Raw genomic sequence first — 22,703 nt, 5'->3', positions numbered from 1 at the left:
TGATTACTTGTTGACCGAGAAGCCCTGCTCGTTGCCGTACTCGACGAGCGTGTCCTGCCAGTCGACGAGCGCCTCGTTCAGGTCGCCGCCCGAGCCGAGCGCCTTGCCGACGGAGTCGGAGAAGACGTTGTTGGCGTAGCCCTGGTAGGGCAGGTACTGCCATCCGGTGATGACCGACTCGGCCGAAGCCGCACCGACCTGGTTGGCGGGCTGGTCGCTGTACCCGGGGAAGGGTGCGTCGAGCCACTCGGGGTTCTCGAGGTCGGCGATGGTCGACGGGAAGCCGTTCGCGTTCAGCAGTGCACGACCCTCACCCTCGGCGAGGTACTTGAGGATGCCTGCAGCTGCAGCCTTGTTCTCGCTCTGCGAGGTGACCGAGAGGCCACTGCCGCCGTTCTCGGCCGAGGCCGGCTGACCGTCCCACGTCGGCATCGGAGCGACCTGGAAACGGCCGGCGGGGCCGTAGTCCTGCATGCCGCCGCTGATCATCCAGGAGCCCATGAGCAGGGTGCCCAGCTTGTCCTGCGTGAGCGCCTTGGTCCACTCGTCCGACCAGGTCGCGAGGCCCGAGAGCTCGCCGGCCTCGAGGCGGTCGCTCCAGAAGTCCGCGAACTTCTTGGTGCCCTCGTCCTGCAGGTCGATGGTGACGTTCTCGCCATCGGTCTTGAACGGCTGGCCGCCCGACGCCCAGATCATGCTGGTGAAGAAGCCCGCGTCGCCGCTGTTCGCGATGTAGGCCTCGGGGTCTGCTGCGTGGATCGCCGCGGAAGCCGTTGCGAACTCGTCCCACGTTGTGGGTGCCTCGGTGATGCCGGCCTTCTCGTACAGGGCCTTGTTGTAGATCATGACCATGGGGCCGGAGTCGCCGGGCAGGCCGACGAGCTGATCCTGCACGTTGACCGAGTTCCACGTCGACGCCGTGAAGGCGTCCTCGTACTCGGCGAGACCGTAGGGCTCCAGGTCGGCGAGTGCGCCGCCCAGGGTGAGCTGCGGCATCGTCTGGTACTCGACGGGCACGATGTCGGGCGCACCCTTGCCGGCCTTGATCGCGTTCTGGAGCTTCGTGACGACCGCGTCGGGGTTCTCGAGCTTGACGACGTCGAACGTGACGTTCGGGTACACCTCGGAGATGGCGTCGGCCTGCTCCTGCGTGGTGTCGCTCCAGGTCCACCAGGTGAGCGTGACGTCTTCCTTGAGCGCCGCGTCGGTGTCCGTGGAGCCGCTGTCGGCGCCCGGAGCTGCGCCACTGCAGCCTGCGAGCACTCCGACGAGCAGTGCACCGGTGCCGACGACGGCCCCGAGACGCGCCCATCGGCGGGTGGTGATCTTTTCCATTGCTGTGATTCCCTTTCGCTTGGTGTGTGAGGGTGGTGCGCCGGACGGACCGGAGGTACCGGGTCGGGCCGGTGGTACCGGTCGAGCCGGACTATTTGACGCTGCCGGCGGTCAGTCCCGACTGCCAATAGCGCTGGAGATAGAGGAAGGCCGCCGAGATCGGGATGACGGTGAGGAGTGACCCCGTGATGACGAGGTTGGGTACCGCCTGGCCGCCGATCGCGCTCGACTGCGCCGCCCACTGGGCGAGGCCGACGGGCAGCGGGTACCACTGCGCGTCGCTCAGCATGATGAGTGGGAGGAAGTAGTTGTTCCAGGTCGCGACGACCGTGAACATCAGCACCGTGATGAGTGCCGGCGCGAGCTGGCGCAGCGCGATCACGAAGAAGATGCGGATCTCGCCGGCGCCGTCGAGGCGGGCGGCCTCGAGCAGTTCGTCGGGGATCGCCTCACGGGCGTACACCCATACGAGGTAGAGCCCGAAGGCGCTGACCATTGAGGGGATGATGACCGACCAGGGCGTGTTCGTGAGTCCGAGGCCGCTGAAGAGCAGGAACTGCGGCACGGCGAGCGCCGAGGCCGGGATGGCCATCGCGCCGAGGATGATCGCGAACACCCATTTGCGGCCCGGGAAGTTGTACTTCGCCAGACCGTACCCGGCGAGCGTCGCGAGCAGGGTGGCGCCGCCGGCGCCGATGACGACGTAGAGGAGGGTGTTGCCGAGCCAGCGCAGGAAGATGCCGTCTTTGTAGGTGAAGGTCTCGACGATGTTCTGGAAGAGGGCGAACTCGCCACTGAACCAGAAGGCGAAGGAGTTGTAGAGCGAGTCCATCGTCTTCGTGGAGTTGACCACGAGCCACCACAGCGGCACGAGGCAGTAGAGCAGCATCAGCGTCATCAGGATGCCGAGCGTCACCGAGGCACGCTTGTGGCGAGGCGTGGCCGTCTTCGTTCGCTTCGACTCCGTGCGCACGACCTTGCCGCTCGCGAGCCGGCTCGGTGCGCGGCCCGACCGGGCCGCCGTGTCGACGGCGCTCATGCCTTCTTCTCGTTCTTCTCGCCCGCGAGCTGCACGAGGTAGGCGACGACCATGGTGATGACTCCCGAGACGATCGCGATCGCGGCGGCGTAGTTGAACTGCGAGCCGGCGAACGACAGGTTGAAGGCGTAGAGGTTCGGCGTGAAGTACGTGGTGATCGAGTTCGGCGCGATGGTCTGCAGGATCGACGGCTCGTTGAAGAGCTGGAAGCTGCCGATCACCGAGAAGATCGTGGCGATGACCATCGCGCCCCGGATCGACGGGAGCTTGATCGAGAAGATCGTGCGGAAGGTGCCCGCGCCGTCGATCTCGGCCGCCTCGTAGAGCTCTTGCGGCACCGCCTTCAACGCGGAGAAGAAGATCAGCATGTTGTAGCCGACGAACTCCCACGTGACGATGTTGCCGATCGACAGCAGGATGAAGTTCTCGGCGAGCGGGGAGGGCAGCTCCACGCCGAAGAAGCGGTTGATGTCGGCCACGAGGCCGAACTGCGAGCCGTACATGTAGCCCCAGATCATGACCGCGACGACGCCGGGCACGGCGTAGGGCAGGAAGATCGAGAGCCGGTAGAACGGCACCCAGCGCAGCCGCGCGCTGTCGAGCGCCAGAGCTGCGAACAGCGCGAGCCCGAGCATGATCGGCACCTGCACGAGCAGGAAGATCGAGACCCGGAGCATGGCCTCCCAGAACTTCGGGTCGACCATCGCCTTGGCGTAGTTCTCGAGCCCGACGAAGGAGTTGCCTCCCACGAGCGTCTCGCGGAAGAACGACAGGTACATCGCGTAGAGGAGGGGCGCGACGAAGACGAGCCCGAAGACGAGCATGAACGGGCCGACGAACCACCAGCCCGACCAGTTGCGGCGCACACGCTTGCGTCGACCGCCGCTGCGCGCGGCACCGGTCACGGCAACGCTCGCGTAGGTCTCGGTCGAGACTCCGGCGGGCTGCTGGGGGTGAACATGCGCCACGGTCATCTGCGGCCTTCTCTCGCGCCTCGGGTTGGCGACGTCTTCGTCATTCGCGTCCGCACTCCTTCGTGAATGTTTGCGTTCCCATCGCAGTATAGGCGAGGATGATGTTTGCGCAAACAGACCCGCGCGATTCGAAGGTCACAAAGGAGTCACGCTTGCATCCGTCCCCCGTTCGTCCCCCGGATACCGGGGCCGCGCCGACCGCAGGCGGTGAGTCGCGTGTGACCGAGGAATGGTGGCGCAGCGCCGTGATCTACCAGGTGTACCCGCGTTCGTTCGCCGACAGCGACGGCGACGGCATCGGCGACCTCCCCGGCGTCACCTCGCGCCTCGACGCGCTGCAGGAGCTCGGCATCGACGCGATCTGGCTCTCCCCCTTCTCCACCTCGCCCCAGCGCGACGGCGGCTACGACGTCGCCGACTACTGCGACGTCGACCCGCTCTTCGGCACGCTCGCCGACTTCGGCGCGTTGCTGGCCGAGGCGCACGCCCGCGGCATGCGCGTGGTCTCCGACATCGTGCCCAACCACTCCAGTTCCGACCATGCGTGGTTCCAGGCGGCGCTCGCCGCTGGGCCCGACAGCCCCGAGCGCGGTCGCTACCTCTTCCGCGAGGGCCGCGGCATCGACGGCACCGAACCGCCGAACAACTGGCGCTCGCACTTCGGCGGCCCGGCATGGACCCGCGTGATCGAGGCCGACGGCACCCCCGGCCAGTGGTACCTGCACCTCTTCGACAGCTCGCAGCCCGACTTCGACTGGACGAACGACGAGGTGCGCGAGGAGTTCCGCCGCATCCTGCGCTTCTGGCTCGACCGCGGCATCGACGGCTTCCGCATCGACGTCGCCAGCAGCCTCGTGAAGGCGGAGGGCCTCCCCGACCGCGACTTCGAACTCGACGAGGACCTCGCACCGTACACCGGCCAGCCCGGCGTGCACGAGATCTATCGCGACTGGCGGTCGCTCGTCGACGGCTACGACGGCGACCGCGTGCTCGTCGCCGAGTCCTGGATCAAGCCCCTGACGCGCCGCGCCCTGTGGGTGCGTCCCGATGAGCTGCACCAGGCGTTCAACGACCTCTTCGACGACTGGGATGCCCCGAAGCTCCGCGGCATCATCGATGAGACGCTCTCCGCGTTCTCGGCGGTCGGCGCACCCTCGAGCTGGGTCGCGTCCAATCACGACATCGTGCGGCAGGCCACCCGGCTCTCGCTCCCGAGGGCCGAGCGCCCGAACGGCCTCGGGCCGAACTCGACCGGCATCCCTCGGTACGACGACACCCTCCCCCGGGCACGTGCGCTCGCGATGCTCACGCTGGCACTGCCCGGCGCCGCCTACATCTACCAGGGCGAGGAGCTCGGCCTTCCCGAGGTCTCGGAGATTCCCGACGAGGCCCGGCAGGATCCGACGTTCCTGCGTACCGAGGGCGAGCAGTACGGCCGAGACGGATGCCGCGTGCCCCTGCCGTGGGAGGCTGACGCGCCGTCGTACGGCTTCGGACCCGGCGGGTCGTCATGGCTGCCGCAGCCCGGCATCTGGGCGCGGCTCGCTCGCGACCGTCAGCAGGACGTCGCCGAATCGACGCTCACCCTCTACCAGGATGCGGTCGCGATGCGCCGTTCGCGTACGCTCGGCGCGGGAGATCTCGAGTGGCTCCCGGGCCACCCGCCCGAGGTCCTCGCGTTCCGCAACGGGAGCACGACCGTGCTCATCAACATGGGCTGCGATCCGGTCTCGCTCCCCGCGGGCGAAGTGCTGCTCGCGAGCTCCCCCACCCAAGCCGATACCCTCGCCCCCGACACCGCAGTTTGGATGCACGCATGATCACCACCGTCCACGTCGTCTTCAAGACGCACCTCGACCTCGGCTTCACCGACACCGCGGCGAACGTCACCGACCGGTACGTGCACGAGTACCTCCCCCGCGCGATCGCGCTGGCCGAGGAGCTCGAACGCCGCGGCGGCGATGCCCGCTTCATCTGGACCACCGGCTCCTGGATGATCCACGAGGCGCTCCGCCTCGGCGACGCCGACGAACGGGCCGCACTCGAGCAGGCGATCCGCGCCGGCCACGTGACCTGGCACGGCCTGCCGATGACGACGCACACCGAGAGCATGGACGCCGGCCTCGTCGAGCACGGCATCGCGATCGGCCGGAAGCTCGATGCGCGATTCGGCCACAGCACACAGGCCGCGAAGATGACGGATGTCCCCGGCCACACGATCGGTCTCGTGCCCTTCCTCGCCCGAGGCGGCATCGACTTCCTGCACCTCGGCGTCAACGGGGCATCCGCGGTGCCCGACGTGCCGGAGTTCTTCGTCTGGCGCGCGCCCGACGGCAGCGAGGTCGTCGTGAACTACGCCCGGAGCTACGGTGCCACCGAACTCGGCGTTGCCGTCGTGCCCGGTGGCTCCGACGCCCTCCACCTCGCGCACACCGGCGACAACTTCGGCCCCCCTCCGGTCGAGGAGGTCGAGGCACTGTTCGCCGAGCTCCAGGCCGCCTATCCCGGTGCCGAGGTGATCGCCTCGACGCTCGACGCATTCAGCCGCGAGGCCGTGGCGTCGCGGGCGAGCCTCCCGGTGCTCGAGCAGGAGATCGGCGACTCCTGGATCCACGGCATCGCCAGCGACCCGGTGCAGACCGCACGATTCCGCGCGCTGCTGCGGCTGCGCACCGAATGGGTCGCAGCCGGCGCACTCGTGCCCGGCACGGAGGAGTGCGACGCGTTCAGCGACGGCCTGCTGCTCGTGCCCGAGCACACGTGGGGCGAAGACCTGAAGACCTACCTGCCCGACTACGTGAACTACGAGAAGGCCGACTTCCAGCGCGCGCGCGCGGCCGATGTCGTCGACACGGACGCGAACCCCGCCGAGTTCGACGAGTACGCCTGGGCGTACACCGAGCACCCGAGCCCGCAGGGCCTCGCCTACTCGGCGTTCGAGCGCTCGTGGGCCGAGCAGCGCGCCCACGTCGACCGCGCGCTCGCCGCGCTCTCGCCCGAACGCCGGGTCGAGGCCGAGGCGGCGATCGCCGCGACCGTTCCGCACGACGTCGACCCGAGCGCGACGGCGAGCGCCGAACCGATCGACCTCGACGCCGAGCTGCAGGCTGGCGCCTACCGCGTGCGGTTCGGCGACGACGGCGCCCTCGTCTCGCTGGTCGACGGTGACGGCACTGAGTGGGCGGGGCCGGAGCATCCGCTCGCCGCCTACCGCTACGAGACGTTCGACGAACGCGACGAGGCGCGCTGGATGCGGGAGTACTGCCGCGACATGGAGGAGAACGGCATGTGGGCGGTGCCCGACCAGTCGAAGCCGGGCCTCGCGATCGCCGAGACGCTGCCCGCCACGACATTCGCGCCGCGGGTGACGTCGGCCGAGCGGTTCGACGACGGCACCGACACGGTCGTGGCGCTGCGTCTCGCGCTGCCCGACGCGGCGTGCGAGGCATGGGGCGGGCCACGCGACATCCGTCTCGCCTATCGCTTTCCGGCCGAGCCGGGACCCGTCGAGGTCACGCTCGACCTCCGCGGCAAGGACGCCTCGCGGCTCCCCGAGTCGAGTTGGCTCGGCTTCCGCCCGCGCACCGAGCCCGGCGACTGGCGGCTCACGAAGATCGAGACGCCGGTCGACCCGCAGTCCGTCGTGCGCAACGGCAACCGCAGCCTGCACGCGGTCGCCGAGATCACGCACACCGCGGCGAAGACGTTCTCGCTGCGTCCGCTCGACGCCGCGCTCGTCGCGGTCGGCCGCCCCGCGCTCTACCGGTTCGACAACACGGTGCCCGACCCGAGCGACGGACTCCACGTGAACCTGCACAACAACATGTGGGGCACGAACTTCACGATGTGGTTCGACGACGACCTGCGGTTCCGCTTCGTGCTCGACCTCGGCGCCGGCACGGGAGTCGCGCGGTGACCGCGTCGATCGTGACCAGTCCCCCGGTCGTGATGGCACCGCGCTCCGACGGCTTCGAGGTCGTCTGGGGCGTCAGCCGACTGAGCCGCGGGTGGCTCGAGTGGGAGGCGGATGGGTCGCACGGCACCGTGACGGGCGATGCGTTCGGCATGGTGGCGCAGGGCGACCGGGTGCTGCGCGTGCGCTCGAGCGGATGGCCCGCCGGCACGTCGCTGCGTATGCGCTCGATCACCGAGGCGGTCGAAGGGCCGGCCGAGCGCCACGAAAGCGAGTGGAAGACGGTGCGCACGCTCGACGCAGCATCCGACACCGCTCGCTTCGCCGTGTGGAACGACACGCACCAGCGCGACGACACCCTGCAGGCACTGCACGAGGCCACCCCCGACGTCGACGTGCTCGTCTGGAACGGCGACCTCTGCAACGACTGGACGGACCCGGCGGAGTTCCCCACGACGGTGCTGAACCCCGCCGGCCTCGACGTCAGCTCGGGCCGGCCGCTCGCGATCGTCGTGGGCAACCACGACGTGCGCGGCACGTGGGCATACCAGCTCGAGGACTTCGTGGCGACGCCCGAGGGGCGGCCGTTCACGGCCTTCCGCATCGGGCCGGTCGCGTGCATCGTGCTGCACACCGGCGAGGACAAGCCCGACGACCACCCGACCTTCGAGGGCCGGGTCGCGTTCGAGCCGCTTCGCGCCGAGCAGGCGGAGTGGCTGCGCGAGGTCACGGCACGGCCCGAGATCGCGGATGCCCCATACCGCGTCGTGTTCTGCCACATCCCGTTGCGGTGGGTCGACGAGACCGTCGTCGACTACGACGCCGACGGCTACGACTGGTTCAGCCGACGGAGCCGCGATGCCTGGCATGACTCGCTCGTCGAGTGGGGCGCCCAGATCATCGTCTCGGGTCACACGCACTACCAGACCTGGATGCCGGCGACCGAGGAGTTCCCGTACGCGCAGCTGATCAGCGGCGGCCCTGATGCCGAGACGACCTCCGACGAGGCAGCCGCGTGGATCGACGGCGTCGCCTCGGCCGATGAGCTCGTGCTCACCATGCGCGGCCTCGGCGGCGAAGTGCTGCACGAGGCGCGGCTCCCGCCGCTCGCCTGACGGCGGAACGAGAAGGGGCCGGGTCGCAACTGCGACCCGGCCCCTTCTGTCATCCGCCGATCAGCTCAGCGGCTTGCAGAGCAGCGCGTCGGGCACGCCGCCGTGGTTCCAGCGGTAGGTGTACGCCACACCGGCGATGTACTCGCTGTCCTTGCACTGGCCTTTGTAGTTGCCTGGGGCCCAGTCGCTCGCGGTCGAGCCGCCGCCGGCAGGGCGGTTGTCGCCCTTGTCGAACCAGATCAGACGCCCCTGGCTCGCCGGCAGCGCCGTGGTGCTCGTCGCGCAGACGAGGTTCCACATGGCCGCCTTGGTGCCGCCGCCGGTACCCAGGCTGTAGCCGACGGCGACCTCGCCGGGGTTGCACTGCAGCTTGTCGTAGCCCGAGGCCCAGTCGTTCGTGATGTTGCCCTGCCCGCTCTGCACGCGCGGGTTCGAGGTGCTGATGCCGCCGACGTCCGTGCAGAGCGCCCGGTTGGTGCTCCGCGCAATGCCCTGGAGGCGCTGGCTGTCGGGGCAGGTGCCCTTCCACTGGCCCGGCGACCAGTCGCCCGCCTGGAGCATGCGCAGCGACGACTGGCTGTCGACGAAGCTGCCGCTGCCGAGCATGTTCCAGCGCGGCACGGATGCCACGGGGCCGGTCTTGCCGTTCGCGTTCACGAGCTTCTTCCACTGCGGGTAGCGCCAGTCGTCGGCGATGCTCAGCTTGGTGCCGTCGGCCTTGTAGGCGAGGAGGGAGAAGGTGTCGACGAAGCTGCCGTCATCCCTGGCGTGGGCCACGAGCGGCCATGCCGCGAAGTCGCTGTCGTTCTCGATCAGGATGTCGGTGAAGTTCGCCCACCACGCCTTCTCCTTGTCGTTCGTCTGACCGGCGCCGGTGGTGCCGAACTCGCTGAACCACACGGGTGCGGTGTAGTGCTGGTTGGCCGTGTTGACGAAGGCCGCCCCTTCGGTGACGGAGGCCTTCAGTTCGGCCGCGGTCATGTCGCGATAGCGCGGGTCCGTGGTCTCGCCGAGTCCCGTCGCGCCGGTGTGGTTCGGGCCGGTGAAGCCGTAGATGTGCGCGGCGTAGACGAGCTTGTCGGGGTACGGCAGCGCGTTGGAGAGGTTCGCGACCGGCTTCAGGTGCGGCCGCTCGTGGGGGGTCAGATCAGTCGGGATGCCCTGCCAATTGATGCCCTCCATGATGACGAGCACCTCGGGGTTCGCCTTCTGGATGGCAACCCCTGCGCGCTGGTACGCCTGGTACAGGTCGTAGTCGTTGCCCCAGCCCCAGTTCGCGTCGTTCAGGATGTCGCGCCGCACCTCGTTGCGGAGGTCCATGCCGACCACGCGCGCGTTGTCCTTGTAGCGGGTCGTCAGCATGACCCAGTCGCTGATCCACTTCTCGGTGGTCTGGCTGCTGTTCCAGCGCTCGTTGCCGTCGTTGGTGCCGCAGCACCAGTGCGAGGTGGTCGTGTGGTTGTTCAGGATGACGGCGAAGCCGTCGGCGGTGAGCGCCGCGACGACCGCGTCGAACACCTGCAACGGCGTCTTGCCCTTCAGCTGGGGGTTCGCCGCCACGGCCACGTCTGGCACCGGCGCGGTCATGCCGAGCATCTCGTTCGAGAACGACAGCCGGATGCTGTTGATGCCGACGCCGTGGAAGTCGCTCATGAGGGTCGCCATCGGCACCCGGTCGAGCCCCATGGGGACGTCGTAGCTGATGCCGCTGTTGTGGTTGGCGGGATCGTTCTTGTCGCCGCTGCCGCTCCAGTGGCCCTGCGCGCCGTCCCAGTTGGCGGACTCGAGCTTGAAGCGATCGCCGTCGGCGTCGACGATGTATCGGCCGACGGTGCTGAGCGGCGCCGTCCACGACTCCGCGAGCTCGGCGCCCGTGAGCACCTCGATCGGATCCTCTTGCGCTGCTGCTGCGTACACGGGACTCGCGACCGATATCGCGAGGACTGCGGTCGTGAGTCCGACCGCGACCCGTAGGGTACGACGATGCATTCTGCGAACCTCTCTGTTCTGCCGTTCGCGGCGCCCCTGCCGTGTTGCGAGGCGCGGCTCCCGACTCTTGACTCCGGTCAGGTTATGGGCGGGATCACGGTAATGTCAACGCAAACATTCCCGTAAAGGTTGCGTAAACATTCCTGCTGACGCCGAGCCGCGGGTTTCCGCCCGCATCGAGGCCGGCCGACTCGCCTCACGAGCACGGCGCGTCGCTCGTTGACGGGAAAACCGGCGGCGAGGATGATCGACGCATGGGCACGAGAACCGCGGCGCGGCGGCCGCCCCGGCGGCCGGAGTCGAGTCTGGCCGAGCGCTGGACCACGGTCGACGGCATCGAGCTGTTCTACCGCGAGTCCCCCATGCCGCCGGATGCCCCGGCGATGATGCACCTGCACGGGTTCGGCCTCTCCGGCCGGTACCTCCTGCCAACCGCCGAGCGCCTCGCCGATCAGTTCCACACCTTCGTGCCCGACCTGCCCGGCTTCGGCCGCAGCGGCAAGGCCGCCGACGCGCTCGACGTGCCCGACCTCGCGCACGCCGCCGCCAGGTTCCTCGACGACCGCGGCATCGAGAAGGTCACGCTCGTCGGCAACTCGATGGGATGCCCCGTCATCCTCGAGTTCGCGCACCACTACCCCGAACGCATCGAACGCGCGGTGCTCGTCTCACCGGCGGGCGGGTTGTACAACCAGCCGCTCCGCCGCGCGGTCGGACAGCTCACGCGCGACGGCCGACGGGAGCCGCCACGCATGATGAAGGTCGCGGTGCCCGACTACCTGCGCTTCGGCGTGCCGAGCACGTTCAAGATGTTCCGGTCGCTGACGCAGTACCCGACGCTCGAGCGACTGCTCGAACTGCACATCCCGACGCTCGTCGTGATCGGCGACCGGGACCCGTTGATGCCCACCCCGGCCCGCGTGCAGGAGGTCGCGGCCGCGACCGACAGCCACGTGCTGCTCGTGCGCATCGAGGGCGCGGCGCATGCCATCAACTTCAGCCACTCGGGCGAGCTCGCCCACCTGATCCGACTGTTCATGGCCGACCGGCCGATCGTCGACGACCCGGCCTCCCCCGGGCACGCGCGCCTGGCCGAGATCCATCGCGGCAAGCACCTGCCGCCGTCGACCGACCCTCGCGACGAGGGCTAGTCGGCAGGCGCCGCCGTCACGCCGTCAGTCTCGCGGCCGCCGCGTCCGGGACATCCGACTGCGCGGTGCTGCGGAAGGTCCACCACACCGCCACGAGGGCGAACAGGCCGACGACGAGGTAGAGGATGGCGGTGAGCCCGACCAGCGGGGAGGTCTCGCCGTAGCCCGACGAGAACGTCGAGAAGTCCCAGAAGCCGTGCAGCACCATCGCCCAGACGAGCGACCCGGTCGTGCGTCGCAGGATGTAGAAGATCGTGCCGCCGAGGAAGGCGAACCCGACCTGCTGGGTCGTCGGCAGGAAGCCCTGACCGGCGAAGACGTTGATGTAGTGCATGAGCGCGAAGGCGAGCGTGCTGAGGAACCAGACCCACGGCTCCGACAGGCGGCTGCGCAGGCCCACGAGCAGCAGGCCGCGAGTCGTGAGCTCCTCGGTGAACCCGACGAGCAGCAGCACGATCGATGCCCCGAAGAAGGCCACGTCGTACGCCGCCCAATCGGTCGCCGCGAGGTTCACCAGCACCAGCACCGCCATCGCGATCGGCGCGATGATCGGCCACCGGTGACGACTGCGCGCGGCATCGAAGAGGGCAGGGCGCCACCACCCGAGCAGCGACGTCGTGATCGCGAGCAGCACGCTGCCGACGATGAGCGACAACCCGACGCCGAAGAACAGGTTCTCGCCGCTGTCGCCGAGTTCGGTGTAGGGAACACCGGTCAGCTTCTGCATCGCGAAGACGACGACGATGTAGCCGACCCAGATCGCGAAGCCGATCCAGACCCGAGGGGTGACGCGCAGCGTGTTGGGCATACTCGAATCCTGCCATGGGCGGCGGCACGTCTTTGCACGAGTGCCCAGCGACGTCTCGCGCCGCCGCGTCAGCCGGTGACCGGCTCCAGCCGGAGCGTCGTCGCGACCACCTTCGGCCCGACGACGGTGCCGACGACCTTCGGGCCGTAACGGTCGTACTTCGCGTGGTACGCGGCATCAACCGCCGCATGCGCCTCGGCCGGCGGCTCGGCGAACACGACGTCGCGCTCGACGCCCCCGGCGCGGATGCGACCGGTGCCGCTCGCCTGCGCCCGGCGGAACCAGGGGTTGCCCGGCCCGTAGGCGGAGCGCACGTACAGATCGTCGCCGGCCCTGACGACCCAGATCGTCACGAACGGCCGGAGCGACCCGTCGGCGCGGCGGGAGGCGATCTGCAGCTCCTCGGCCCTGCCGATGCGATCGAGTTCATCGGTGGTCCAGGTGTCCATGGGGGTCCTTCCTCCAGAACGGATGTCGCGGTGCTCGTGTTCCATCTCACGCCGGAAACCGCCACGCGCGGGAGTGACGGGTGTTCCGGGTACCGTCAGTGCCACCCTGCTCACCCCGAGCGATCGCGACTCCACTCGAGCAGGCGATCGACCGGCCAGGTCGTGACGATGCGCTCGGCCGGCACGCCGTTCGCCGTCGCACGCGCGGCGCCGAGTTCGAGGAACGTCAGGTGCCCCGGAGCATGCGCGTCGCTGTCGATCGAGAACAGGCAGCCGGCTTCGAGCGCGATCGCGATGAGCTCGTCGGGCGGGTCCTGCCGCTCGGGCCGGGAGTTGATCTCGACCGCGACGCCGTGCTCGGCGCACGCCTCGAACACGGCCTGCGCGTCGAACGTCGATTGCGGTCGGGTGCCGCGAGCGCCCTCGACGAGCCGGCCGGTGCAGTGCCCGAGCACGTTCGTGTGCGGGTCGGCGATGGCGCGCAGCATCCGCTTCGTCATCTCGGGTGCCTCGGTACGGAGCTTGGAGTGCACGCTCGCGACCACGACGTCGAGGCGGCCGAGCATCTCGGGGGTCTGGTCGAGCGCACCGTCGAGCAGGATGTCGACCTCGATGCCGCGGAGCAGTCGGATGCCGCGGACCTCCGCCTGCACGTCGGTGATCGCCTGCTGCTGCGCGGTGAGCCGTTCGACGCTGAGACCGTTGGCCACCCGGAGGTTCGGCGAGTGGTCGGTGATCGTGAGGTACTCGAGCCCGAGCGCCTCGCCGGCGCGCGCCATCGTCTCGAGGCTCGTCGTGCCGTCGGACCAGTCGGTGTGGCTGTGCAGGTCGCCGCGCAGTCGCGCCCCGAGACCGGTGCGCGCGCCCTCGGGTGAGAGCCCGGCCCGCGTACGCAGATCGGCGAGGTAGTCGGGCACCGCGCCATCCGCCGCCTGGGCGATGACGGCGAACGTCGTATCGCCGATGCCCTTCGTGCGCTGCAGTCGGCCGTCGCCGACGCGGGCCGCGATCTCGTCGGGATCGAGGGGCCGGATGACCTCGGCCGCCCGCCGGAACGCCTTCGACTTGAACGCCGACGCGCGATCGCGCTCGAGCAGGAACGCGATCTCCTCGAGCGCCGCGACCGGGTCCATCGCCCCATTCTGGCGCGTCGGACGGGCGCCGGCCAGCGCGCCGCGGCGGCTGCGCCTCCCGTCACACGCGACCCCGCGGCTTGACAAGGGTGCTTCAAGGTAGGTATATCTATACCCCCTAGGGGTATTCAGAGAAGGAGCATTCCATGTCCGCATCCACTCCGCCGACGAGACGTCGGTGGCTCGGCCTCGCGCTCATCGCGGCGGCCCAGTTCGTCGTCATCATGGACACGTCGATCATCGGCGTCGCCCTGCCCGACATCCAGGCCGAGCTCGGGTTCACCCCCGAGTCCCTGTCGTGGGTGTTCAACGCCTACGTCATCGCCTTCGGCGGTCTGCTGCTCCTCGGCGGCCGCCTCTCCGACGTGTTCGGCGCACGACGGGTGTTCATCGCCGGTTGGCTCACGCTGATCATCGGCAGCGTGCTGGCCGGCGCCGCAAGCAACGTCGGCCTCGAGATCGCCGGCCGCGCCGTCCAGGGGGCGGGTGCCGCGCTCATCGCCCCGGCCGCACTCACCCTGCTGATGACACTGTTCGGCGGCACCGCTGAACTCCCGCGCGCCTTCGCGGTGTACGGCGCCGCTGCACCGATCGGCGGCACCGCCGGGGTCTTCCTCGGCGGGGTGCTCACGGAGTACGCGAGCTGGCCGTGGGTCTTCTACGTGACCGTGCCGATCGCCGTGCTCGTCATCGCCCTGACGCCGTTCGCCCTCCCCCGGGTCACTGGCGGGCGCGGCCGGGTCGACCTCGGCGGTGCGCTCACCGCGACCGCGGGACTCGCCGCGATCGTCTACGGCGTCGTGCGGGCCCCAGAGGTCGGCTGGGCCTCGGTCGAGACGATCGTCGCCCTCGCTGCCGGTGCTCTCCTGCTCATCGCGTTCTTCGCGATCCAGGCGCGCAGTCGCACGCCGCTGCTGCGCCTCGGCATCTTCCGTGCCCCGCAGCTCGGGGCGGCGAACCTCGCCCAGCTCCTGCTCGGCGCCGCCTGGGTGTCGATGTGGTTCTTCCTGAACCTCTACCTGCAGCAGGTGCTCGGGGCGGGCGCGTTCGCGTCGGGTGCCGCACTCCTGCCGATGACCGCGCTCATCGTGGTCGGCATGGTCGCAGTGGCGCCGCGGCTGCAGGCGCGGTTCGGTGCGAAGCCGCTCATCGTCGGCGGGTTCGCGTTGCTCGCGGTGGGCCTCGGCTGGCTCGCGCTCGTGCGACCTGACGGCAGCTACGCCGTCGACGTGCTGCCCGCCTCGCTCGTCGCGGCGCTCGGCATGGCGCTCGCGTTCGTGCCGTCGCTCGGCACGGCGATCGGCGCGGCACGACCTGAGGAGACGGGCGTGGCCTCGGGCCTCGTCAACACGAGCTACCAGATCGGCTCGGCGATCGGCCTCGCCGTGCTGACGGCCGTCGGCGCTGCGGTCACCGCCGGGGCAGCCACCGGCGGTGCAGCGGATGCCGCCGCGCTCACGGCCGGCTTCTCGTCGGCGTTCATCGGCGCCGCCGTGCTGGCGGTCGCCGGGCTCGTGGCATCCGCCCTGTTCCTGCACCCGACGCCCCGCCCGGCGACCGCGCCGGCTCAGGAGACGGTCGACGCGTGAACCACGTGCTCGTGGGGGCCGGCATCGGCCCCCACGAGCACTGCGCCTCAGTAGGCCGGGTACATCTCGATCGAGGTGTTGAAGACGCTCACCATGACCACGACGAACCAGACCGTCACGCCGATCGTGATCGCCACGGTGAGTGCGATCGCCGCGGCCATCGGCAGGTACCCGCGTCCGGCCTGGCGCCGCACGACGACCGAGCGGCCGATGACGTAGACGAGTGACGAGAGGAACGCCCACGCCCAGTGGAATCGGCGCTGGTACCCGAGCCGTGCGAGCTTGGCGCTGTCGAGGGCGGCGAACCAGACCGAGAGACCGTAGATGATCCATCCGCCGAAGGTCGCGGCGAGGTACCACGGGTCGGTGTACGGGCCGAGCGCCGTGAGCATCGTGCTCGTCGACGGCGACATCGACTGCTCCAGGTACGCCTCGAAGTCCCAGAAGAAGAGCGACAGCACCGAGAGCACGGGCATCACCACGATCAGCCAGATCCAGATCGTGTCGACGGGGGTGCCTTCGGGCACGCGGGTCGTCGGTGCGACGGCGCCGTAGGGTGCCGGCTGCCCGACGCCCTGCGCAGGCGCCGCTCCGACGTACGCGGGTGCCGACGCGTACGCGGGCGCCGGCGCGTACGCGGGCGCCGAGGTGTATGCGGGCGCGTAGGCCGGCGTCACCGGGGCGACGTACGCAGGCACGGCAACGGGAGGCGCGACGACCGGCGGCGCCACCGGCACGATCGGAGGAACCGACGCCCTCGGCGCGACCTGCTCTACGGGAGCCACCGGGGCGGCCGGCGCGACATGCTCCGTCCACTGCACCCCGTCCCACCAGCGCTGCGCAGCGGCGTCGCTCGGGTCGGGATACCAGCCTGCGGGGGTCGCACGACCTTCGCTCATCGATTCCTCCTGTGGGTTCTCGGACATGCTACGGGTACGCCCGAGGCCGGCCGGCGAGCGAGCGGATGCCGCTACAGCTCGACGACCGTCATGCCCGAGCCGGCACCGCCGGCCGTGCCCATCGCCGCGAGCGCCGCGGGCACCTCGTCGAGTGTGATGCGGCGACCGACGAGCTCGATCGGCCGGAAGTCGCCCGATGCGACGGCGCCGAGCATCGAGGGGTACTCGTGTGCGGCCATGCCGTGGCTGCCGAGGATCTCGAGCTCGCCCGCGATCACCGCGTCCATCGGCATCGCGGCGAGCGCGGAGTCGCCGACCATGAGCCCGATCTGCACGTGGCGGCCGCGCTTCTTGAGGCTCCGCACCGAGGCGAACGAGGTCTCGGTCGAGCCGAACGCGTCGACCGAGACGTCCACTCCCCCGCCAGAGGCCTCGAGAATCCGCTCGGCAGCGCCCTCGCCGCCCTGCAGGGGCACGGCCCCGAGCCCCTCCGCCGCGGCGAGCGCGGCGTCCGAGACATCGACGCCGTAGACCTTCACTCCGGCAGCGACGGCGATCATGATCGCGGAGAGGCCGACCCCGCCGCATCCGTGCACCGCGATCTGCTCGCCCGGGGCGAGACGCGAGCGCGAGACGATCGCCCGGTACGCGGTCGCGAAGCGGCAGCCGAGCGAGGCCGCCTCGACGAAGCCGAGCGACTCGGGCAGTCGGATGAGGTTCAGTTCGGCCTCGTCGATCGCCACGAACTCGGCGAACGAACCCCAGTGCGTGAACCCCGGCTGCGACTGCTGGTCGCAGACCTGCTCGTTGCCCGTCAGGCACTCGTGGCATCGGCCGCACGCGCAGATGAACGGGGCGGTGACGCGATCGCCGACGGCCCAGCCCGCCTCGGGGTCGATCTCGGAGCCGAGCACGGCGATCTCGCCGGCGAACTCGTGGCCCGGCACGTGCGGCAGCGACACGGTGTCGTCGTGGCCCATCCAGGCGTGCCAGTCGCTGCGGCAGACGCCGGTCGCGCGCACCCGGATGACGGCGCCGCGCGGCGGGCACTCCGGCTCCGGCACGTCGACGAGTTCGGGGTTCTCACCGAAGGCGTTGAAGAGCACGGCGCGCACAGGAGTCCTTTCCGTTTCGGGTCACGGATGTCGGCGGCACTCACGGCATCGTCGCCGGATCGCGCGCGCGACATCCGCGAGCTTATCGGCCTGCGGGGGTGCGCTCGTACGGCGTCGGGAGGAGAACGCACGGTTCGGAGGCCGACTCCCCTCGCGGCCTCCCCCCGATCGCGCGATCTCCTCCTGACGGCTGGCGTCCGATTGTGTAACAATGTGCCATGCGATTCGTGACCGCCGTGCTGCTCGCGGCCGTCTGCTTCGGCACCACGGGCACCGCGCAGGCGCTCGGGCCCGAGGCGAGTGCGGCCTCGGTCGGGGCGGCGCGAATCCTGATCGGCGGCGGCGCCCTCGGGCTCATCGCCGTGATCCAGGTCTTCGCCGGGCGCCGGCGCGGCGCGGACGGGACACCCGCCGCGCCGGCGGCCGGCGTCGGCACGCGGCATCCGCTGCCCGCCTGGCTGCTCGTCGCCTTCGGCGCCGCCGGCGTGCTCGCCTACCAGCCCGCGTTCTTCGCCGGCACCGCCGCGAACGGCGTCGCGGTCGGCACGGTCGTGGCGCTCGGCTCGGCGCCCGTCATCACGGGCGGGCTCGACTGGGCGCTCCGGCGCCGCTACCCCGGCCACCGCTGGGCGGTGGCCACCGCCATCGCGACGCTCGGCGTCGGCATCCTCGCCGCCGCGACCGGCGAAGGAGGAGCAGCAGGCGCCGATCCGCTCGGACTGCTCGCGTCACTCGGCGCGGGCGCCTCGTACGCCGTCTACACACTCGCAGCGAAGGCGCTGCTCGACCGCGGCTGGAGCGGATCATCCAGCATGGGTGCGCTCTTCGGCACCGCAGCCGTCTTCAGCATCCCCCTGTTGGCGACGACGGATGCCTCGTGGCTCGCCACCGGGCCGGGGCTCGCGATGGCCCTCTGGCTCGGCCTCGTGACGACGACCGTCGCCTACCTGCTCTTCGGCTACGGGCTCGGCGGGCTCACGCCCGCGACGGTCTCGACCCTGACCCTCGCCGAGCCGCTGACCGCCGGCATCCTCGGCGTCGCCGTGCTCGGCGAGGAGCTCACCGCCGGGGCACTGCTCGGGCTCCTCGTGCTCGCCGCCGGCATCGTCGTGCTCGCGACGGCGAATGCGCGACGGCGACCGCGGCTGGCCATCGGCTGACCGGGGCGTCACCGACGTGGGCTACCTCGACGTGCCGACCGGTCACCGGGCTCGGTTCACGAAGCCAGTCGAGCTGCGCCGGGCGCTCGTCGCAGCGCTCGAAGGCTGAGCTTCTGCTCGTCCGAGGGCGCCGACCTCGTCGCGCCGCCGCGCCGGCCGCGGTCGGGGCCGCTCTGGGCGGATGCCTCGTTCAGGGGCTCGCCATACCAGTGGTCGACACCTCGTCGGCAGGTGCACGAGAGTGCCACGGTCTCGTCGATCGTCACCGCGCGGAAGAACTCGCGGTGGGGCGTAGGGATCTCACGTCGTCGTGCCATGTCGTCGCGCTCCATTCTGCGCACGTCACGGTGCGCTTACTGGAGAGACGACGATGCCGCCGGATCATGACGCGGATGGCGCGAACTCGTTCGCGCCGCGCATTCAGAACTGACGGTCAGAGGTCGCCGGCGCTGACCGAGAACGTGTCACAGGCCTCGGCGCCCTGTTCGTAGCCGGTCGTGAACCAGTCGATTCGCTGCTGGCTGGTGCCGTGCGTGAACGTGTGCGGGTTCACCTGCCCTTGCGTCGCCTGCTGGATGTGGTCGTCGCCGACCGACGCGGCGGCGTCGAGGGCGTCCTTGCGCTGTTCCGCCGTGATCGGCTGCAGGAACGGCACGCCGCTGTCGTCGGGCACCGTCGAGGCGTTCGCCACCCAGGCGCCGGCGAAGCAGTCGGCCTGCAGCTCGACCCGCACGGCATTCGACGACGGGCCGGTCTGCCCGTCCTGCGAGCGCTCGAGCACTCCGGCGAGGTTCTGGACGTGGTGGCCCCACTCGTGCGCGATGACGTACATCTCGGCGAGCGGGCCGCCGTTCGCCCCGAATCGGCTGCGCAGCTCGTCGTAGAACGTCACGTCGATGTAGATCATCTGGTCGGGCGGGCAGTAGAACGGCCCGGTCGCCGACGAGGCGCTGCCGCACGCCGTCGTGGTCGCCTGATCGAAGAGGATGAAGTTCTGCGGCGCGTTGTAGGTCACGCCGAGCGCCGGCGCCTCCTCGGCCCAGTACGTCTCGAGCGACGCCGAGGCGCCCTTCATGCGGCACTCGACGTCCTCGTTGGCGTCCTGGCCGGTGAGGCACCGCTCGAGCGTCGAGTCGCTCGCCTCGGGCTGAGCCGCGCCGCCGACGAAGTCATCGAGGTTGACGCCGAGGAACTGCGAGATCAGGAAGATCGCGAGCGCGCCGATGCCGCCGCCCGCGAGGGCGATGCCGGTGTTGCGGCCGCGCTTGGAAGCCTTGCCCTTGCTGATGTCGGCGTCGGGATTGAACGTCATGATCAGACGCTACCGGGTGCCGGGACGGTCCGCGCGGAAGCGGCGATCGTCGTCATCATCGTCGTCATCATCGTCGTCGTCGTCGTCGTCATCGACGTCATCGACGTCATCGACGTCATCGTCGTCATCGTCGTCATCGTCGTCATCGTCGTCATCGTCGTCGTCGACGTCATCCACGTCATCCACGTCATCCACGTCATCCACGTCGTCGTCATCGACGACGTCGTCCTCGACGACGGGCTCCCGGCGCTCGTACACCACGGCGTCCCCGCCGAATCCGTCTCCGCCGGCGAACCGGTCGGTCGCCGTGATGAGCGCGTCGACGATGCCGGGTTCGTCGAAGGCGTGCCCGGCGTCGTCGATGATCGTGAGCTCGGCCTCCGGCCACGCGCGGTGCAGGTCCCACGCGGTCATCGTGGGCGTGCACATGTCGTAGCGCCCCTGGATGATCACGGCGGGGATGTCGCGGAGGCGCGAGGCATCCCGGATCAGCTGCCCCTCGTCCCACCATCCGCCGTGCCGGAAGTAGTGGTTCTCGATGCGCGCGAACGCAGTCGCGAATTCGGGTGCCGTATAGCGCGCGACGTTCGGCGCCTGCGGCAGCAGCGTGATCGTCGAGGACTCCCACCGCGCCCACGCGATGGCGGCCGGCTCGTGCACCTCGGGGTTCGGGTCGGCGAGCAGCCGTGCGTAGGCCTCGACGAGGTGCGTGCGCTCGAGCACCGGGATCGGCGCGATGAAGTCCTCCCAGAGGTCGGGGAACACCGCTGAAGCCCCGCCCTCGTAGAACCAGTCGAGCTCCTGTCGGCGCAGCGTGAAGATGCCGCGCAGCACGAGTTCGGTGACGCGTTCGGGATGGGTCTGCGCGTACGCGAGCCCGAGCGCGCTCCCCCACGAGCCGCCGAAGACCTGCCAGGTGTCGATGCTGAGATGTCCGCGAAGCCGCTCCATGTCGGCGATGAGGTGCCACGTGGTGTTGGCGGCGAGGTTCGCCTCCGGCTCGCTCGCGTGCGGGATCGAGAGGCCGCAGCCGCGCTGGTCGAACAGCACGATGCGGTAGCGCTCGGGGTCGAAGAGACGCCGGTGGTCTGGTGTGGTGCCCGCCCCCGGCCCCCCGTGCAGGAACACGACCGGCTTCCCCTGCCGATTGCCCGACACCTCCCAGTAGATGTGCTGGCCGTCCCCCACGTCGAGCATGCCGGTCTCCAGCGGCTCGATCTCCGGATACATCTCTCTCATGGCGCCACGGTATCGACCAGCGGATGTCGCGGCCGGGTGCCGCGCCGGAACCGCATGGCGGCTCGCAACATGCCGACCAGCGGATGTCGCGGCCGGGTGCCGCGCCGGAACCGCATGGCGGCTCGCAACATGCCGACCCGCGGATGTCGCGGCCGGGTGCCGCGCCGGAACCGCATGGCGGCTCGCGGCTCGCGGCAGCCGATTCGGGCGGCGGCCCGGTCGCCGACGGGCGGTTAGGCTCGGAGCATGGCCGCGAAGAAGCCGATCACCGTCACGCTCACGGGCGCAGGCGGCCAGATCGGGTACGCACTCCTGTTCCGCATCGCCTCGGGCGCCATGCTCGGGCCCGACACCCCGGTTCGTCTCAACCTGCTCGAGATCCCGCAGGGCGTGCGCGCCGCAGAGGGAGCGGCCCTCGAGCTGCAGGACTCAGCCTTCCCGCTGCTCTCGCACGTCGAGGTCTACGACGACGCGAACGCGGCCTTCGCCGGAGCGAACGTCGCCCTCCTCGTCGGTGCCCGCCCGCGCACCGCCGGCATGGAACGCGGCGACCTGCTCACCGCGAACGGCGGCATCTTCGGCCCGCAGGGTGCGGCCATCAACGCCGGCGCGGCCGACGACATCCGCGTCGTCGTGGTCGGCAACCCCGCGAACACGAACGCGCTCATCGCCTCGGCGCATGCACCGGATGTCCCGGCCGAGCGCTTCACCGCGCTCACGCGTCTCGACCACAACCGGGCGCTGGGTCAACTCGCGGCCACCGTGGACACCCCGGTCGGCGACATCCGCGGCGTCACCATCTGGGGCAATCACTCGGCGACGCAGTTCCCCGACATCGCCCATGCCACCGCGGCAGGCGACTCGGTGCCGGCAATCCTCGCGGGCCGGCTCGGCGGTCCCGACGGGGCTCGCGAGTGGCTCGTCGACGAGTTCATCCCCCGCGTGGCCAAGCGCGGCGCGGAGATCATCGAGGTGCGCGGCTCCTCGTCGGTCGGCTCGGCCGCGAGCGCGACGATCGACCACGTGCACGACTGGGTGCTCGGCACCCCAGACGGGTGGACGAGCGCCGCGGTCGTCTCCGACGGGTCCTACGGAGTGCCCGAGGGACTCGTCTCCTCGTTCCCGGTCGACTCGGTCGACGGCGCCTGGCGCATCCGCCAAGGCCTCGAGGTCGACGACTTCGCACGGCGCCGCATCGAGGCATCCGTCGCCGAACTCGTCGAGGAGCGCGACGCGGTGCGCTCCCTCGGGCTGCTCTGACGACGACCTGCGCCGACATAGGCTGAAGGCATGGCCGAGCAGACCCCCGCACGCAATGCCCGTCGCAATCAGCTGATCGTCGGGCTCATCGTCGGCATTCTCGTCGGCGTGGGCGTGAGCCTCTGGACGAGCTTCTGGCTGTGGCTGCCCGCGGGCATCGTGGTCGGCATCGTCACCGGCCTGCTCATGCGGCCGCCGTCGAAGGACTGACCGTCGGCGGGGC

At 70.2% G+C, this 22,703-nt stretch carries 19 protein-coding genes and 1 pseudogene; 8 read left to right on the top strand and 12 right to left on the bottom strand.

The window, feature by feature from the left end:
* Positions 1–3: 3 nt before the first annotated feature.
* From JOE59_RS00860 to JOE59_RS00850, 3 genes are all read right to left on the bottom strand, one after another.
* Positions 4–1,335 carry an extracellular solute-binding protein gene (locus JOE59_RS00860; protein WP_204458549.1) on the bottom strand — a complete coding sequence of 444 codons (1,332 nt, stop codon included), beginning with the start codon at positions 1,333–1,335 and terminating at the stop codon, positions 4–6.
* Between the two features lie 91 nt (positions 1,336–1,426).
* Positions 1,427–2,374, bottom strand: coding sequence for a carbohydrate ABC transporter permease (locus JOE59_RS00855; RefSeq protein WP_204458548.1), 948 nt, complete (start codon positions 2,372–2,374; stop codon positions 1,427–1,429).
* Positions 2,371–3,348 carry a carbohydrate ABC transporter permease gene (locus JOE59_RS00850; RefSeq protein WP_374191107.1) on the bottom strand — a complete coding sequence of 326 codons (978 nt, stop codon included), beginning with the start codon at positions 3,346–3,348 and terminating at the stop codon, positions 2,371–2,373. The genes JOE59_RS00855 and JOE59_RS00850 overlap by 4 nt, the downstream gene beginning before the upstream one ends.
* A 101-nt stretch (positions 3,349–3,449) precedes the next feature.
* On the opposite strand from JOE59_RS00850, the gene JOE59_RS00845 reads away from it, so the two are divergent.
* Genes JOE59_RS00845 through JOE59_RS00835 form a run of 3 tightly spaced genes read left to right on the top strand, consistent with a single transcriptional unit; the run spans position 3,450 to position 8,376 of the window.
* The gene (locus JOE59_RS00845; RefSeq protein WP_204458547.1) at positions 3,450–5,168 is read left to right on the top strand and encodes a glycoside hydrolase family 13 protein; all 1,719 of its coding nucleotides are present in this window, start codon (positions 3,450–3,452) and stop codon (positions 5,166–5,168) included.
* Positions 5,165–7,264 carry a DUF5054 domain-containing protein gene (locus tag JOE59_RS00840; protein ID WP_204458546.1) on the top strand — a complete coding sequence of 700 codons (2,100 nt, stop codon included), beginning with the start codon at positions 5,165–5,167 and terminating at the stop codon, positions 7,262–7,264. Before JOE59_RS00845 ends, JOE59_RS00840 begins: the two co-directional genes overlap by 4 nt.
* Before the next feature lie 11 nt (positions 7,265–7,275).
* The gene (locus JOE59_RS00835; protein ID WP_204458545.1) at positions 7,276–8,376 is read left to right on the top strand and encodes a metallophosphoesterase family protein; all 1,101 of its coding nucleotides are present in this window, start codon (positions 7,276–7,278) and stop codon (positions 8,374–8,376) included.
* A 60-nt stretch (positions 8,377–8,436) separates the two neighbouring features.
* Here the strand turns inward: JOE59_RS00835 and JOE59_RS00830 are convergent, their stop codons facing one another.
* Positions 8,437–10,293, bottom strand: a complete 1,857-nt coding sequence (locus JOE59_RS00830) for a glycoside hydrolase family 5 protein (RefSeq protein ID WP_204458544.1) — start codon at positions 10,291–10,293, stop codon at positions 8,437–8,439.
* Between the two features lie 326 nt (positions 10,294–10,619).
* On the opposite strand from JOE59_RS00830, the gene JOE59_RS00825 reads away from it, so the two are divergent.
* Positions 10,620–11,516: an alpha/beta fold hydrolase gene (locus JOE59_RS00825; protein ID WP_204458543.1), complete on the top strand. Its 897-nt coding sequence runs from the start codon at positions 10,620–10,622 to the stop codon at positions 11,514–11,516.
* Positions 11,517–11,532: 16 nt separating this feature from the next.
* Here the strand turns inward: JOE59_RS00825 and JOE59_RS00820 are convergent, their stop codons facing one another.
* From JOE59_RS00820 to JOE59_RS00810, 3 genes are all read right to left on the bottom strand, one after another.
* Positions 11,533–12,324, bottom strand: a complete 792-nt coding sequence (locus tag JOE59_RS00820) for a CPBP family intramembrane glutamic endopeptidase (RefSeq protein ID WP_204458542.1) — start codon at positions 12,322–12,324, stop codon at positions 11,533–11,535.
* 68 nt (positions 12,325–12,392) lie between these two features.
* Positions 12,393–12,773, bottom strand: coding sequence for a DUF2255 family protein (locus JOE59_RS00815; RefSeq protein WP_204458541.1), 381 nt, complete (start codon positions 12,771–12,773; stop codon positions 12,393–12,395).
* A gap of 110 nt (positions 12,774–12,883) precedes the next feature.
* The gene (locus JOE59_RS00810) at positions 12,884–13,906 is read right to left on the bottom strand and encodes a PHP domain-containing protein (RefSeq protein WP_204458540.1); all 1,023 of its coding nucleotides are present in this window, start codon (positions 13,904–13,906) and stop codon (positions 12,884–12,886) included.
* 146 nt (positions 13,907–14,052) lie between these two features.
* Between JOE59_RS00810 and JOE59_RS00805 the strand changes: the two genes are divergently transcribed.
* The gene (locus tag JOE59_RS00805) at positions 14,053–15,495 is read left to right on the top strand and encodes an MFS transporter (RefSeq protein ID WP_204458539.1); all 1,443 of its coding nucleotides are present in this window, start codon (positions 14,053–14,055) and stop codon (positions 15,493–15,495) included.
* Between the two features lie 47 nt (positions 15,496–15,542).
* Here the strand turns inward: JOE59_RS00805 and JOE59_RS00800 are convergent, their stop codons facing one another.
* Both JOE59_RS00800 and JOE59_RS00795 read right to left on the bottom strand, forming a co-directional pair.
* A complete protein-coding gene (locus JOE59_RS00800) occupies positions 15,543–16,394 on the bottom strand; it encodes a DUF2510 domain-containing protein (protein WP_204458538.1) in 852 nt (283 codons plus the stop codon).
* A 71-nt stretch (positions 16,395–16,465) separates the two neighbouring features.
* On the bottom strand, positions 16,466–17,509 hold the full coding sequence (locus JOE59_RS00795) for an alcohol dehydrogenase catalytic domain-containing protein (RefSeq protein ID WP_204458537.1): 1,044 nt from the start codon (positions 17,507–17,509) through the stop codon (positions 16,466–16,468).
* A gap of 218 nt (positions 17,510–17,727) precedes the next feature.
* On the opposite strand from JOE59_RS00795, the gene JOE59_RS00790 reads away from it, so the two are divergent.
* On the top strand, positions 17,728–18,669 hold the full coding sequence (locus JOE59_RS00790; protein ID WP_204458536.1) for an EamA family transporter: 942 nt from the start codon (positions 17,728–17,730) through the stop codon (positions 18,667–18,669).
* Between the two features lie 56 nt (positions 18,670–18,725).
* Here JOE59_RS00790 and JOE59_RS00785 read toward each other — a convergent pair whose 3' ends face one another.
* From JOE59_RS00785 to pip, 3 genes and pseudogenes are all read right to left on the bottom strand, one after another.
* Positions 18,726–18,986: a hypothetical protein gene (locus tag JOE59_RS00785; protein WP_204458535.1), complete on the bottom strand. Its 261-nt coding sequence runs from the start codon at positions 18,984–18,986 to the stop codon at positions 18,726–18,728.
* Positions 18,987–19,102: 116 nt separating this feature from the next.
* Complete coding sequence (gene ypfJ, locus JOE59_RS00780; RefSeq protein WP_204458534.1) at positions 19,103–19,981, bottom strand: KPN_02809 family neutral zinc metallopeptidase; 879 nt, start codon at positions 19,979–19,981, stop codon at positions 19,103–19,105.
* A gap of 288 nt (positions 19,982–20,269) precedes the next feature.
* Positions 20,270–21,220: pseudogene (gene pip / locus JOE59_RS00775) on the bottom strand (prolyl aminopeptidase); the annotation flags it as partial.
* Between the two features lie 246 nt (positions 21,221–21,466).
* Here pip and JOE59_RS00770 point away from each other — a divergent pair.
* Both JOE59_RS00770 and JOE59_RS00765 read left to right on the top strand, forming a co-directional pair.
* Positions 21,467–22,480, top strand: coding sequence for a malate dehydrogenase (locus tag JOE59_RS00770; RefSeq protein ID WP_204458532.1), 1,014 nt, complete (start codon positions 21,467–21,469; stop codon positions 22,478–22,480).
* Positions 22,481–22,510: 30 nt separating this feature from the next.
* Positions 22,511–22,690, top strand: coding sequence for an HPP family protein (locus JOE59_RS00765; RefSeq protein ID WP_179551084.1), 180 nt, complete (start codon positions 22,511–22,513; stop codon positions 22,688–22,690).
* The last annotated feature ends 13 nt before the right edge of the window (positions 22,691–22,703 follow it).

The organism is Agromyces cerinus (genome assembly GCF_016907835.1).
In the GTDB taxonomy this organism is placed as follows: Bacteria; Actinomycetota; Actinomycetes; order Actinomycetales; family Microbacteriaceae; genus Agromyces; species Agromyces nitratus.
This window is presented reverse-complemented; position numbering and strand designations above follow the sequence as displayed.